The 13,647-nt window shown below is 64.5% G+C and carries 11 protein-coding genes; 7 read left to right on the top strand and 4 right to left on the bottom strand.

The features are described 5' to 3' along the window. Positions 1 to 9 precede the first annotated feature (9 nt). Genes HBA54_RS25190 through HBA54_RS25180 form a run of 3 tightly spaced genes read right to left on the bottom strand, consistent with a single transcriptional unit; the run spans position 10 to position 3,163 of the window. Positions 10 to 162 carry a hypothetical protein gene (locus HBA54_RS25190; protein WP_167230264.1) on the bottom strand — a complete coding sequence of 51 codons (153 nt, stop codon included), beginning with the start codon at positions 160 to 162 and terminating at the stop codon, positions 10 to 12. A gap of 18 nt (positions 163 to 180) precedes the next feature. Continuing rightward, positions 181 to 858 carry a class GN sortase gene (locus HBA54_RS25185; protein ID WP_205944909.1) on the bottom strand — a complete coding sequence of 226 codons (678 nt, stop codon included), beginning with the start codon at positions 856 to 858 and terminating at the stop codon, positions 181 to 183. Then, positions 851 to 3,163: a marine proteobacterial sortase target protein gene (locus HBA54_RS25180; RefSeq protein WP_167230261.1), complete on the bottom strand. Its 2,313-nt coding sequence runs from the start codon at positions 3,161 to 3,163 to the stop codon at positions 851 to 853. Before HBA54_RS25180 ends, HBA54_RS25185 begins: the two co-directional genes overlap by 8 nt. Before the next feature lie 262 nt (positions 3,164 to 3,425). On the opposite strand from HBA54_RS25180, the gene HBA54_RS25175 reads away from it, so the two are divergent. The 5 genes from HBA54_RS25175 to HBA54_RS25155 all read left to right on the top strand — a co-directional run bounded on the left by HBA54_RS25175 (position 3,426) and on the right by HBA54_RS25155 (position 9,198). Further along, positions 3,426 to 4,631, top strand: a complete 1,206-nt coding sequence (locus HBA54_RS25175; RefSeq protein ID WP_167230258.1) for an aspartate transaminase — start codon at positions 3,426 to 3,428, stop codon at positions 4,629 to 4,631. 15 nt (positions 4,632 to 4,646) lie between these two features. Further along, on the top strand, positions 4,647 to 6,062 hold the full coding sequence (locus HBA54_RS25170; protein ID WP_205944908.1) for an amidase: 1,416 nt from the start codon (positions 4,647 to 4,649) through the stop codon (positions 6,060 to 6,062). A gap of 62 nt (positions 6,063 to 6,124) precedes the next feature. After that, complete coding sequence (locus HBA54_RS25165; protein ID WP_167230256.1) at positions 6,125 to 6,739, top strand: glutathione S-transferase family protein; 615 nt, start codon at positions 6,125 to 6,127, stop codon at positions 6,737 to 6,739. Between the two features lie 112 nt (positions 6,740 to 6,851). Next, on the top strand, positions 6,852 to 7,244 hold the full coding sequence (locus tag HBA54_RS25160; RefSeq protein ID WP_167230253.1) for a VOC family protein: 393 nt from the start codon (positions 6,852 to 6,854) through the stop codon (positions 7,242 to 7,244). A gap of 229 nt (positions 7,245 to 7,473) precedes the next feature. Then, positions 7,474 to 9,198 (top strand): methyl-accepting chemotaxis protein, encoded by a 1,725-nt coding sequence (locus tag HBA54_RS25155; protein ID WP_167230250.1) that lies wholly within the window; start codon positions 7,474 to 7,476, stop codon positions 9,196 to 9,198. Positions 9,199 to 9,284: 86 nt separating this feature from the next. Here HBA54_RS25155 and argC read toward each other — a convergent pair whose 3' ends face one another. After that, positions 9,285 to 10,250 (bottom strand): N-acetyl-gamma-glutamyl-phosphate reductase, encoded by a 966-nt coding sequence (argC, locus tag HBA54_RS25150; RefSeq protein ID WP_167230246.1) that lies wholly within the window; start codon positions 10,248 to 10,250, stop codon positions 9,285 to 9,287. A gap of 360 nt (positions 10,251 to 10,610) precedes the next feature. On the opposite strand from argC, the gene HBA54_RS25145 reads away from it, so the two are divergent. Beyond that, complete coding sequence (locus HBA54_RS25145) at positions 10,611 to 12,644, top strand: elongation factor G (protein WP_167230243.1); 2,034 nt, start codon at positions 10,611 to 10,613, stop codon at positions 12,642 to 12,644. A gap of 306 nt (positions 12,645 to 12,950) precedes the next feature. Then, positions 12,951 to 13,418, top strand: coding sequence for a Dps family protein (locus HBA54_RS25140; RefSeq protein ID WP_167230240.1), 468 nt, complete (start codon positions 12,951 to 12,953; stop codon positions 13,416 to 13,418). Positions 13,419 to 13,647 lie beyond the last annotated feature (229 nt).

Raw genomic sequence — 13,647 nt, 5'->3', positions numbered from 1 at the left:
CGAAGCGGCTTAAAGCAGCGGCGCGAAGAGCAGCAGGGCGGCGCCGACACCGACAGCCAGAAGGGCGAGAACCAGCAGCCGGGCGAGCCAGCGGCGCAGCCGGCTGCCGCGGTCGAGGGGGCCGGGCTTGTGCTGCGTCAGCAGCGTGGGGTCGAAGAGCATGGTGAGAGGGTGCCTTTCCTAGGTTGTTCCCCCGGGGAGCGGTGCGCCCCCGTCTTCCCCCAACGAAATCTCGTCCCCCAACGGCCCGTGTTCATCTGCGACCGCTACCGCTTCCCCAGGAATCGCCTCCGCCGTAACGGCGTAGCGCAGCGGCCCGCCCGGCGTGATGGCATCGAAGGGATAGCAGGTGACCAGGGTCAGCAACTGCCGTTCCCTGCCGGGCCGGGCAATAACCTCCTGGCGGACATCCAGGATCGCCTGGCCGCGCACCACATAGCTCTGCCAGGCGCCGCTGCGGTCCTGCAGGCGAAAGCGGTGGCCTTCTTCCAGGTGCTGCAGGAAAGCGAAATGGGTGTCGCGATGGCCGCCCATGATGTTGTGATTCAGCGCTTCGGTTCCCTCGACCTGGCCGGGGCCGAAGGCCAGGCTGCGCCCGGAGGCACCCGCCAGGACGAAGAGATCGATGTCGAGCGCGGCGACCTGCAAACGTGCTACCGGCCAGGTGTCCGCCCAGGGCCAGGGCTTGACCGCGTCGGCCCCTGCCAGGGTGTCGGCCCAGGCGCGGTCGAGCAGGCGCTGGGCCAGCCAGGCTTTGCCCTGGATCAGCCCGGCCCCGCCCAACTGCCACAGGCCGAGGCCCAGGAACAGCAGGGCGACGCCGAGCAGAAGCCGGTTGCCGGTCAACCCCTTAGGCAAGTGCCGCCCCCTGGTTGGAATGGGTTGTCCGGCTTCGGCGATAGACCAGGGCCAGCAGCGCCAGGCCGAGCAGGAGGTAGGCCAGACCGATGATCAGCATGCGCTCGGCCGGGGTCGCACCCTGGGGCAGCAGCACGGCCTGGCCGCCGACCTCGGCCTGTTGCAGCAAGGGTGCCGGCAGGGCGAGCTGCCGCAGCAGGCCCGGTTCGGCCTCTACCTTTTCGGCGGAGCCGAAGACCTTGCCGGCGTCCCAGCCGTCCGGCAGGTTGCGTTCGATCTCCTGGCTTTCCAAAGTCTCGCCCTGGGGCCGTGCCACCTGATCGTCGATGGCGACCAGGCTGGTGTAGCGGGTGACCAGGCTGTGTTCCAGGGCGAGGGCCAGCGCATCGGCGCGCACGGCGGTGCGGTCGATATCGCCTCTGCCCGTCTCATAGAGCCGGTCCTCGATGGCCTCCAGCTTGGCGCGGGCCCAGAGGCTGGCCGTGCCGGGGGCCTCTTTCAGGCCCATCAGCTTCAGGCGTTGCTGCCACGGCCCCTCTACGCCGGTGCCGGTGACCAGCATCTGGCCCTCCAGGTCTTCCAGGGCGACCCCGCCCAGGCGTGCGGTGAAGGTGACCGGGGCGCCGGCATAAAGGTCGGGCAGGGGGCCGGGATAGGCCTCGACGTCCTTGCCGGCTGCGTTGGGCCAGCCCAGGCGGATGTCGGTCAGGGCCGGGTTCTCAAGTTTGGCCAATAGCGTCTCCATGCGGCTGGCGACCTCCTCCAGATCACCGATATGGGTGAAGCTGCCGCGCCCCAGCTCCGCCGACTTGCGCATGAAGTAGCTGTTGGGGGCGGAGCCGATGCCGATGGTGAAAAGCCGGCTGTCGCCGAGCTGATCGGCCACCAGTTCGAAGAGTTCGTGCTCGTTGCCGACGGCGCCGTCGGTCAGGAAGACGATCTGGCTGAGCTTGCCGTCCGCCGCGCCGCCGGTCAGGGCGAGGTCCAGGGCCGGGGCCATCTCGGTGCCGCCGTCGGCCTCCAATGCGCTGACGTAATGAAAGGCGCGGGCGACGTTGGCGACCGAGGCGGCCATCGGCCGGCGATAGAGCGCGTGGGTCTCGCTGTTGAACTGGATCACGTTGAAGCGATCCTCGGGGTTCAGCCGTTTCAGCGCGGCGATCACCGCGGTCTTGGCCTGGTCCAGGGAGTCGCCGAACATCGAGCCTGAGGTGTCGATGATGAACACCAGCTCGCGCGGCATCGGCGCCGGTTGCGGCTCCTGGGCGATCTGCCGCACCGCGGTCGTATCCGGCGGCAGCATCATGACCAGCAGATGGCTGTCCTCGCCGACCTGTTCGGCGAAGACGGCTGCCCGGGGCGCGGCGCTGGCGGTGGGTGTCCACTCCAGCACGAAGTCCCGGTCCGCCGGCACGCTGGCGTTGCTGAGGGCGATCCGCTGGCGGCCGTAGTCGCGGCTTTCGATGACCACCGGGTGATGGAGGCTGCGCAGGGATTCCAGGGTCACACCGGCATTCAGGTCGATGGTCAGGGAAAGCGGATTCCGTTTCTTTTTCGTGGAAACCGGGCCGAAGAGGTCGCGGGCATCGTCCGGTTCGCTGCCGACGGCGGGCTGGAGCGGCGCAGGCGCCGGTTGCTCCTCCGCGATCAGCCGGGGTGCCGGTGTGTAGCGCGGCGCGACCACCATGGGGAACCGCAGCGAGAAGACGCCGGTATCGAAGGCGACGGCGTCCTGATAGCCGATCTCCACCGTGATGTTCTCGCCGGGGCCGATGTTGGCGACCGAGGTCACGAAAACATTGGGCCGCTCGCCGCTCACCAGGCTGGCGCGCTGGCCGTTTTCGGCTGCCGCCTTGTAGGCGCGCTCGGCCTCGGCCTTCTCCAGGATGCGGCCTTCGACCTGGCGCTCGCCGATGGTCATGGTCAGGCGGTCGACGGCGGACCCGTCGGGCAGGGGAAAGACGTAGATGCCTTCCATCCATTGGCTGGTCGGGTTGTGGAAGACCTGGCGGACCGTCACCCGGTTGACCATGCCGTTCACCGCCATGGTCACGTCGCTGCTGAGGGTCGGGGCTTCGAGGCCGGTGCCCTGCTCGGCACCACGGAAGAACAGGCCGCTCGGCATCTCCTCGCCCGCCTCCGCGCCATAGGCCGAGGAAAGCCGGCCGGCCGCCAGGACCAGCACCATCACCAGCGCCAGGATAACCAGGGCACCGCCGATCACGAAGACGGCGCGCAGGCAGGCCTTCACCATCTGCGGCGGGATCAGGCTGAACGGCCGGTAAGGCAGCATTTCGTGACGCATTTTCTCGTCCCCCCAAGGACTCTCGGTTCCGTAAGGACCGAAGGCCGGATCGGCCGTCGGTTTTCCATGCTGGCCAGTAAGCACCCGGACCGTGGCGAGAGCTGATCGAGATTGCGGCGATTCCGTGATGGCTTGTGACCGAATAAGGCGTTGGGCGGGGGCTTGGCGCCCTAGTTGGTTGCCATCCAAGGTCGGCCGGGATTAAGTTGCCCGCTGGATCGTTGTCGTGGCGATGCCTTTCACCAAACCGGGAGAACAACCGATGTCCGTGATCGCGGAACGTTTGTCGCGAATCAAACCCTCGCCCACCATTGCCGTCTCGACCAAGGCGCGCGAGTTGAAAGCCGCCGGCCGCGATGTAATCGGCCTGGGCGCCGGCGAGCCGGATTTCGACACCCCCGACAACATCAAAGAGGCCGCCATCGAGGCGATCCGGAGCGGCGATACCAAATATACCGCCGTAGACGGCACCCCGGCGCTGAAACAGGCCATCGCCGCCAAGTTCAAGCGCGAGAACGGGCTGGACTACACGCCGGCTGAGATCACCGTCGGCACCGGCGGCAAGCAGGTGCTCTACAACGCCTTTCAGGCGACGCTGAACGCCGGCGACGAGGTCATCATCCCGGCGCCCTATTGGGTTTCCTATCCCGATATGGTGCTGCTGGCCGAGGGCGAGCCGGTCTTCGTTTCCTGTGGCGCCAACCAGAATTTCAAGCTGCAGCCGGAAGCGCTGGAAGAGGCGATCACGCCCAAGACCCGCTGGCTGATCCTCAACAGCCCCTCCAACCCGACCGGCGCCGGCTACACCCGCGCGGAGATGAAGGCGCTGACCGACGTCCTGATGCGCCATCCCCAGGTCTGGGTGCTGACCGACGATATGTACGAGCATCTGGTCTACGACGACTTCGAGTTCACCACCCCGGCCCAGGTTGAGCCGGGCCTGAAGGACCGCACGCTGACCATGAACGGCGTTTCCAAGGCCTATGCCATGACCGGTTGGCGCATCGGCTACGCCGGCGGCCCTGAGAACCTGATCAAGGCGATTGCCAAGGTCCAGTCGCAGTCGACCTCAAACCCCTCCTCGATCAGCCAGGCGGCGGCGGTGGAGGCCCTGAACGGCCCGCAGGATTTCATCGCCGAGCGCGCCGAGGTCTTCAGGCAGCGCCGTGACCTGGTGGTCGCCATGCTGAACGACTGTCCGGGCCTGCACTGCCACACGCCGGAGGGGGCCTTTTACGTCTATCCCTCCTGCGCCGGCTGCATCGGCAAGAAGACCCCGGACGGCAAGAAGATCGAGACCGACGAGGACTTCGTCACCTATCTGTTGGAATCCGTCGGCGTGGCGGCGGTGCATGGCGAGGCCTTCGGCCTCTCGCCGCATTTCCGGGTTTCCTATGCGACCTCGACCGAGGCGCTGGAGGAGGCCTGCAAACGGATCAAGCAGGCCTGTGAAGCGCTGAGTGACTGATCGGACAGGATCGTCGTGCCGCTCGACGCCCTGCTCGACAGTCATGACGGGCTCGCCCTGGCAGGGCTGATCCGCCAGGGCGAGATTGCCGCGGAGGAATTGCTGGAAGCGGTGATCGCGCGTATCGAAGCGCGCGACCCGGCGGTCAACGCGGTGGTCCATCGCCTCTACGATCAGGCCAGGGCAGAGCTGGCCGAAGGCCCGCCAGCCGGCATCTTTGCCGGCCTGCCCTTCCTGCTGAAGGATCTCTACACCTTCCGCCGCGGCGTTGCCTGCGGTAACGGCAGCCGGGCCTTCGCCGGCTATGTCGCGCCCTTCGACGACGCCATGGTGCAGCGTTGGCGCGCCGCCGGGTTGCTGGTCGTCGGCAAGTCCAGCACCTCTGAATTCGGCCTCAACGTCAGCACTGAAACAGCGCAGCACGGCGCGACCCGCAACCCCTGGAATCCCGATTATTCCGCCGGTGGCTCCAGCGGTGGGGCAGCGGCGGCGGTGGCCGCCGGTATGGTTCCCCTGGCTCACGCCTCCGACGGCGGCGGTTCGATCCGCATTCCCGCATCCTGCTGCGGCCTCTTCGGCCTGAAGCCGAGCCGCGGGCGCAACCTGACCAGCGACGCCTGGGCCGGTTTGACCGTGTTTCACGCCGTGACCCGCAGCGTGCGCGATTCCGCGGCGCTGTTGGATGCCATCTGCGGCCCGCCTGTGGATCATCCTTATAGCCTGCCCCGGCCGGAGCAGCCCTTTCTTCGGGCGCTTGGCGGGCGGCCGAAGCGTCTGCGCATCGCCTGGACGGCGCGAACGCCGGACGGCGTGCCGCTGCATCCGGATTGCAGGGTAGCGGTCGAACGGGCCGCCGCCATAGCGCAAGACCTCGGCCACGATGTGGCGGAGGCGGCGCCCGCCATCGACTATCCGGTGCTGGGTCAGGCGATGATCGTGATTGTGGCGGCGAACATGGCCGATGCTCTGGCGCCCGGTAATCCATTGCTGCCGAAGGGGGTGGCCCGCGAGGATGTCGAGATCATCACCTGGCGCTTCGCCGAACGCGGCGCGAAGATCTCGGCGCCGCAGTACCTGCGCGCGCAGCGGGCGGTCCGTTTGATCGGCGACCGTCTGAATGCCTTTCTCGGCGACTACGACATCCTGATGACGCCGACCATGGCCCAGCCGCCCATGGCTCTGGGGACCGTGGACACGGGCAAGGACGACGTCGACGGTTTCAACCGGGCGGTCCAGCCCTATGTCGCCTTCACCCAGATGTTCAATATGTCGGGCCAGCCGGCTGCCTCCCTGCCGCTGCACTGGTCTGACGAAGGGCTGCCCATCGGCGTGCAGATCGCCGCTCCCGTCGGTGAGGAGGCCCGACTTTTCTCCCTGGCGGCGCAATTCGAGCAAGCTTGTCCGTGGTTTGACAGGAGGCCTTCGGGCTAAACTGCCGGCTGCGCCAACCCGCCGTCTTTCGGGCGCGGGGCGCCGATGCTGCGGGAGATGTGATGTACAAGTTGTATTGGGCGCCGGATACCGGCGCCTTTGCGCCGGAGGTGGTGCTGGCCCTGGCCGGGGCCCCGGTCGAAAAGGTCCTGGTCGACCATCATGCCAAAGAGCAGAAGGGGGAGGCTTATCGAAAGCTGAACCCCATGGGACAGATCCCGCTGCTGATTCTGCCGGACGGGCAGGTCATGACAGAATCTGCAGCCATGGTCTTGTATCTCGTTGACTGTTTTCCCGAGGCCGGCCTGGCGCCACCGCCGGGCAGCCCGGAACGTGCAGCCTTCGACCGCTGGCTGGTCTTCATGGCGGTGAATATCTACACTGCCGACCTGCGGCTCTATTATGCCGAACGCTATTCGACGGATCCGGTGGAGATACCCGGCATCAAGGCGGCGGCGACGCGGGACCTGGATCGCCAGTTCGCGATTGTGTCGGCGGCGCTGGGATCGGGGCCCTTCCTGCAGGGTGCGCGCTATAGCGCCGCCGATCTCTACCTGCTCATGGTATCGGATTGGTATCCTCCGGCGCAGGAGTTGCCGGCCATTGCCCGCCTGCGTCAGGCCTTGCTGGAAGACTCCACCATTCACTCTGTGTGGGCGATCTATAGAAAAGACTGACGCGATGCTGCCTTGTCGGGCTTAGCCGTCGTCGTCCGTCCAGGGGCGAAGGGCGCATACTCGAAGAGCGGATGTAAGGCCCGGCGAGGAATGCAAACAAAGGAGACAGACGATGAGCGATGTTTTCCAAAACCATGGCGCCTTCAGCTGGTGCGAACTGCAGACCGACGATGCGGAGAAGGCCAAGACTTTTTACGGCGACGTTATCGGCTGGGAGACGGAGGCTATGGAGATGCCGGGCGGAGGCATCTACACGGTCCTGAAAGCCGGCGACCAGCCTGTCGGCGGCATCCTGCAGCGGCCGCCTGAGATGGCTGACCAGCCGGTGCACTGGGCGAGCTTCATCACCGTCGATGATGTCGATAGGCGCGTCGCGGCGGCAACCGCCGGCGGCGCGACCTTGGTCACCCCGCTTTTCGATGTGCCGGGGGTCGGACGCATGGCTACTTTGAAGGACCCTGTCGGTGCCGTGATCAGCCTGATCACTTACGAGAAAAAAGACTGATCCTTTAGCGGAGACGTGAACCTGGTGCGGAGCCGACGGTGCGGGCGGCGTTGTCCGCTCGACTGTCGGCTTCCGTTTATAGTCGTTATGATGCTATTGAAATGATTAGATAAAAGGCTGATTTGGGCCAGGTGTTTTTTACAGTTCCGTAACGCCGCCATGAAAGTATCGCGCCTTTCCTGCGCAGTAATTGCACCGCGCAACGACGAGGGATGGGTGAGAACGATCGATGAAGCCTTTTGCGAAATTCAAGAGCATAAAGCTGACGAGCAAAACGATGGTCCTGACCATTGTGTTGATCGTCCTGGCGGTCGCGGCCTGCGCGACAGCGGCGATCATCGCCATTCAGGCGGAGATTCAGAATCAGGTGGTGGACCGGCAGTCTTCCAGCCTGCGGATCGCCGCCGACATCTTCGCCGAGAAGCATCCGGAGCTGCAGGTAAGCCACAACGCGTCACAGGTTGAAAAGATTGTTATCGACGGCGTTCCGGATTTCCCGGATCACGAGATGATCGACAGGATCGGCTATCTGACCGGTGAAACCGCGACGGTGTTTGTCTGGGATCAGGAAAGCCAGGACTTCTGGCGCCGCACGACCAACATCAAAAAGGATGACGGCAGCCGCGCCATCGGCACGCCGCTGGGCCGCAAGGGCGCAGTCTATCCCATCGTCGCCAAGGGCGAGACTTTCCGCGGCGAAGCGGTGATTCTCGGCAAGGCTTACTACACCATCTATCAGCCGATCTTCGCGCCCGACGGCAAGGTGATCGGCATTCTCTATGCCGGCGTCTTGAAATCCAACGTGAACGCCGTGCTGAACACGCTGACCAGCAAGCTCGCCATCACCGCCGGCCTCGCCACCCTGATTACAGCGCTGGTTGCCTTCTTTACCTTCCGTATGTTGCTGCGCCCGCTGCCGCGCCTCGCCGAGGTGATGGACCGTCTGGCCCGTGACGACACGGAGGTCGAGGTTGCCTATCAGGGGCAGGGCGACGAGGTCGGCGACATGGCCCGCGCCGTGCAGGTCTTCAAGGAAAACGCCTTGGAGAAGCGGCGCCTGGAGCAGGAGCGTCATGAGCGCGAAGCCACCGCCGCTGCTGAAAAGCGCGAGGCCATGACGAGCCTGGCCAACGAGTTCGAACAGTCGGTCGCCGTCAAGGTCAACAGCGTGCTGGAGGCTGCGACCAACATCGACACCTCCACCCGCCAGGTGCGCGATCTGGCTTCCGAGACCAGCGAGAAGAGCTCCCAGGTGTCAGGCGCGGCGGAAGGGGCCAGCGGCAATGTCGACAGCGTTGCCGCGGCGGCCGAGGAGATGTCGGCCTCGATTGCCGAGATTGCCCGCCGGGCCAGCGAATCGGCCAAGATCGCCGCCGGTGCGGTGCAGGAGGCGGATTCCACCAACGAAACGGTGCAGTCGCTTGACGTCGCCGCGCAGAAGATCGGCGATGTCGTCAAGCTGATCAACGAGATCGCCGAGCAGACCAACCTGCTGGCCCTCAACGCGACCATCGAAGCGGCCCGCGCCGGTGAGGCCGGTAAGGGCTTTGCGGTGGTTGCCAACGAGGTGAAGACCCTGGCGTCGCAGACCACCAAGGCGACGGAGGAGATCTCCGGCCAGATCAATGCCATGCAGCAGGCCACGACAGAAGCTGTGGCCGCCATCGCGAGCATTCGCGGTGTCATCGGTCAGGTCAACGAGTCGACCACCGCCATTGCCTCGGCGGTGGAGGAGCAGAATGCGGCGACCCAGGAAATCGGCCGCAACGTCGAGTCGGCCGCCAGCGACACCACCAAGGTGTCTTCCACCATCGCCGAGGTGCGCAGTGCTTCGGAGCAGACCATGACGGCGGTGGAACAGGCGGTCACCGCCATCGATGGCCTGAACAATGATGCGGGTACCTTGAAGCAGGAGGTCGGCGCCTTCCTGGGCAAGGTCCGCCAAAGTGCCTAAGGCGGCGGTTCGCAGTTAAAGTCCTGGCGTGACGAAAAGGGGCGGCTCCGCAGGAACCGCCCCTTTTTTTTGATTTGGCGAGAGGCTTAAGCCGCCAGGCGTTCGGCGAGGCCGGCCTGGGGATCGAGGCCGAGCATCAGGTTCATGTTCTGCACCGCGGCGCCGGAGGCACCCTTGCCCAGGTTATCGAGTACCGCCGCCAGCAGGACCTGGTCTCCGGAAGCATTGCCGAAAACGTAGAGGCGCATGGCGTTGGTGCCGTTGAGGCCCTCGGGGTCGAGATCATCGCGCGCCGCGGTCTCCGCTGCGCTGGCGACCGAAACGAAGTCCTGGCCGGCAAAGTGGGCGGCCAGCAGATCGCGGATGTCATCGGGCTTATGGCGTTCGGGCAGGGCCCAGAGCTGCAGCGGTACCTGCACCAGCATGCCCTGGCGGTAGTTGCCCACCGCGGGCAGGAAAAAGGGCGCCTGGTCGAGGCCGCTGTGGAGCCGCATTTCCGGCAGGTGCTTATGGGCCAGCTTCAGCGCATAGGCACGGTAGGCGTTGCTCAGGCGGTCAGGCGCGGCTGGATCCTCGTAGCGCCGGATCAGGCCCTTGCCGCCGCCGCTGTAGCCGGAGACGCCGTTGATCGTAACCGGAAAGTCGGTTGGCAGCAGGCCGGCCTTTATCAGCGGACGAATCAGGGCAAGGGCCCCGGTCGGATAACAGCCCGGGTTGCTGACCCGCTTGGAAGCCGTGACCTTGGCGGCCTGCTCGGCGTCCATCTCCGGAAAGCCGTAGGTCCAGTCCGGATCGGTGCGATAGGCGGTGCTGGCATCGATGACCCGTGTCTGCGGGTTCTCGATCAGGCCGACGGCTTCGCGCGCCGCCGCATCGGGCAGGCAGAGGATGGCGAGATCGGCCTGGTTCAGGGCGCCGGCCCGGGCTACCGGGTCCTTTCGGTCTGCGTCATCAAGGCGGATCAGGCGGACATCGGCGCGCGCCTCAAGGCGCGCCCGGATCTGAAGTCCCGTGGTGCCTGCTTCGCCGTCGATAAAGACCTGCGCCGTCATTTCATTCTCGTCCTTTGCGTCCCAGCCTTTGCCGAAATCCCGTCCGGCAGGGCAATCGTTCCAAAACTCATCCAAGCATAAGGGCGCCAGCCCGAAAAGGGCAGCGCCATGGGATCAAGTTCTACCGATCACAGACTAACACCGGCTTTACACAGATCCAAGCCGCCGTATTTCCTCGCATCCGCCGTATTCCCGCCGTCATACCACCTGTTTTTTGTTGCCAGTGGCAGGCGAACTTTGAAACCATGGGTGCACAAAGTGGTCCGCACGACCCACTGCCCAACCATTGGAACAGTTCGCCCCAGGCTTGCCATGGGGAAACTCATGGTCCAACCCGCCGGGGGCGACGGGGAGGAAATCATGACGTCCAGATCGGTATCGTCGGCGCGCTGCGCCGCTCTCGTAGGACCCTATACCAGCGGCAAGACAACCCTGCTGGAAGCCATTCTTCACCAGACCGGGGCGACCCACCGCAGGGGTTCGGTGATCGACGGCAACTCTGTCGGCGATTCCTCACCGGAGGCCCGGGCGCGCCAGGTCTCGACGGAACCCAACTTCGCGCATTGCGAATACCTTGGTGAACGCTGGGCCTTTATCGATTGCCCGGGATCGATCGAACTGATTCAGGACAGCCACAGCGCACTGATGGGTGTCGACATCGCAATCATCGTGGCGCCTCCCGAGCCGGAGCGCAGCCTGACGCTTGCGCCGACCTTCAAGTTTCTCGACGACTATCAGATCCCCCATGTGCTCTTCGTCAACAAGATGGACAAGACCGCCTATCGGGTGCGGGACCTGCTGGAGTCGCTCCAGGCGGTTTCCAGCAAGCCGCTGGTACTGCGCCAGGTCCCCATTCGCGAAGGCGAGCAGGTGACCGGTTTTGTCGACCTGGTCAGCGAGCGGGCCTGGCGCTACAACCTGAACAAACAATCCGATCTCATCGAGATGCCGGAGCAGGTGAAGGATCGGGAATCATCGGCCCGCCAGGAGATGCTCGAATCCCTGGCCGACTTCGATGACGGCCTGCTGGAGCAACTGCTTGAGGACAAGGTTCCGGCCTCCGACGATATCTACGAACAGCTGAGCAAAGACCTGGCCGGCGATCTGATTGTGCCGGTGCTCTTCGGCTCGGCGGAGCTCGGCCACGGCATCACCCGCCTGCTGAAGGCGCTGCGCCATGAAGGGCCCGATCCCTCGGTGACCGCGGCGCGCCTGGGTGTGCCGGAAGGCGCCGGTCTGGCGGCCAGTGTGATCCGCAGCATCCACCAGTCACACACCGGCAAAATGTCGCTGGCCCGCATCTGGCGCGGTTCGCTCAAGGACGGCGATACCCTGGGAACTGAACGCGTTTCCGGGCTCTATCGGCTTATGGGGGGTGATAACCAGAAGGCCGATCAGGCCTCAGCCGGCGACCTGGTTGCGCTGGGCCGGATGGATTCCGTTGCCAGCGGTGACCTGCTGACCGAGCAGGGCCGCGATCCCGATGCCGGCCTGCTGTGGCCGGAGACACCGCGGCCGGTCTTCTCCCTCGCCATCTCGCCGCACAACCGACAGGACGAAGTGAAGCTGACCGCTTCGATCGGCAAGCTGGTCGAAGAAGATCCCTCTCTGGTGCTCGATCACAACAGCGACACCAACCAGTTGCTGCTGCGCGGCCAGGGCGACATTCACCTGAAGCTCGCTATCGAGCGCCTGAAGAATCGCTACAACGTCGAGGTCGATGCGACCCCTCCACTGACGTCCTATAAGGAGACCATCCGCAAGGCAACCAAGCAGCATTCGCGCTTCAAGCGCCAGACCGGCGGCCATGGGCAGTTCGGCGACGTGCACATCGAAATCCAACCGCTGCCGCGCGGGGAGGGGTTCCAGTTCGTCGACAAGGTGGTCGGCGGCTCGGTCCCGCGCCAGTACATCGGCGCGGTGGAGACCGGCACCAAGGAGTATCTCGGCCGCGGCCCTCTGGGGTTCCCGGTGGTCGACGTGGCGGTCACGCTGGTCGACGGCCAGCATCATTCGGTCGACTCCTCGGATCAGGCCTTCAAGACGGTGGGCCGGATGGCCATGGCCGAGGGCATGCCGAACTGCGCCCCGGTGCTGCTGGAGCCGATCTACGAGGTCACGATCTCGGTCCCCAATGACTTCACCAACAAGGTTCACTCCCTGGTGTCCGCCCGCCGCGGTCAGATTCTTGGATTTGAAATGCGGCCTGGCTGGAAGGGCTGGGACGATCTGAAGTGTCACCTTCCGGAGGCGGAACTGCAGGACCTGATCATCGAACTGCGGTCTCTGACCGTCGGGGTCGGCAGTTTCGACTGGCGCTTCGATCATCTTCAGGAACTGACCGGCAGACTGGCCGAGCAGGTCATCTCAGAACGACGGGGCGGCGAAGCCTGAAACGCTGAATCGATTGCCGTTTAGGCGATGGCGTGAAACAAGGCGCTCCCAGGCAAGGGGGGCGCCTTTTTACGGCCCTGTCATATTTTTGGAATAATTCCAAACAATGTTGTAACTTGCGATTAAAGAGCTATATTATAATTCAATGATGCAGCAGTTCGTCACAGAGCCTGATCGTTTCATTCCCAATTCCATGAAACGTGAATCGGTCCCCGCGCTATTGGGTTAGAGTGCGATTCATGTTCTTGGCTCTTTCGATCAAGAATGATCGTGCTCTGGGCGTTTTGATGGAGAGAAGGACGAAAGATGCAGATCAACACGGGTATTCCCGCAGACGACCGCCGGGCTATCGCCGACGGCCTGTCGCACCTCTTGGCCGACACCTACACCCTCTATCTGAAGACCCATGGGTTTCATTGGAATGTCACCGGGCCGATGTTTCAGACCCTGCACACCATGTTCGAGCAGGAGTACACGGAACTCTGGGCTGCGCTTGACGAAGTGGCGGAGCGTATCCGCGCTCTGGGCGAACCGGCGCCCGGCAGCTACGCGGCCTTTGCCAAGCTGACCTCGATCTCGGAAGAAGAGGGCGTGCCCGAGGCCAAGGAGATGATCCGCCAGTTGGTCGCCGGCCACGAGGCCGTGGCGAAGACGGCGCGATCGATTTTTCCGACCGCAGAAGCAGGTCATGACGAGGTTACCGCCGACCTCCTGACCCAGCGCATGACGGTTCACGAGAAGACCGCCTGGATGCTGCGTTCGCTGCTTGATTGATCTCGGGAATTGACCGGCCGCCCGGGATCTGTTCTAGCAGGCTGCTGAAAAAGTCTGACGTATAGGGTTTTGGGCCTTGGTTTGAGGTCAGCCCCCTATGAGGGTGGTTTTGGGTGCTGGTCTATCCCGGGTGATCGGCGCTTTGGTGGAGCGTTGGTCTCATGTTTGGGCCAGGAGCTTTGGTATTCGCACAAGATTGCAGGCGGTGGCGGTGAGGGTGAAGGCCCAG

This window comes from Pelagibius litoralis (genome assembly GCF_011683915.1).
Taxonomy (GTDB): domain Bacteria; phylum Pseudomonadota; class Alphaproteobacteria; order Kiloniellales; family Kiloniellaceae; genus Pelagibius; species Pelagibius litoralis.
Note: the sequence above shows the minus strand (reverse complement) of the source record. Positions and strands in the feature narration are given on the sequence as shown.

Coding starts and splice junctions, on each gene's coding strand:
- HBA54_RS25160 (WP_167230253.1), top strand. CDS start 6,852: ATGAGCGATGTTTTCCAAAACCATGGCGCCTTCAGCTGGTGCGAACTG.
- HBA54_RS25155 (WP_167230250.1), top strand. CDS start 7,474: ATGAAGCCTTTTGCGAAATTCAAGAGCATAAAGCTGACGAGCAAAACG.
- HBA54_RS25145 (WP_167230243.1), top strand. CDS start 10,611: ATGACGTCCAGATCGGTATCGTCGGCGCGCTGCGCCGCTCTCGTAGGA.
- HBA54_RS25190 (WP_167230264.1), bottom strand. CDS start 162: ATGCTCTTCGACCCCACGCTGCTGACGCAGCACAAGCCCGGCCCCCTC.
- HBA54_RS25180 (WP_167230261.1), bottom strand. CDS start 3,163: ATGCGTCACGAAATGCTGCCTTACCGGCCGTTCAGCCTGATCCCGCCG.
- HBA54_RS25175 (WP_167230258.1), top strand. CDS start 3,426: ATGTCCGTGATCGCGGAACGTTTGTCGCGAATCAAACCCTCGCCCACC.
- HBA54_RS25165 (WP_167230256.1), top strand. CDS start 6,125: ATGTACAAGTTGTATTGGGCGCCGGATACCGGCGCCTTTGCGCCGGAG.
- argC (WP_167230246.1), bottom strand. CDS start 10,250: ATGACGGCGCAGGTCTTTATCGACGGCGAAGCAGGCACCACGGGACTT.
- HBA54_RS25140 (WP_167230240.1), top strand. CDS start 12,951: ATGCAGATCAACACGGGTATTCCCGCAGACGACCGCCGGGCTATCGCC.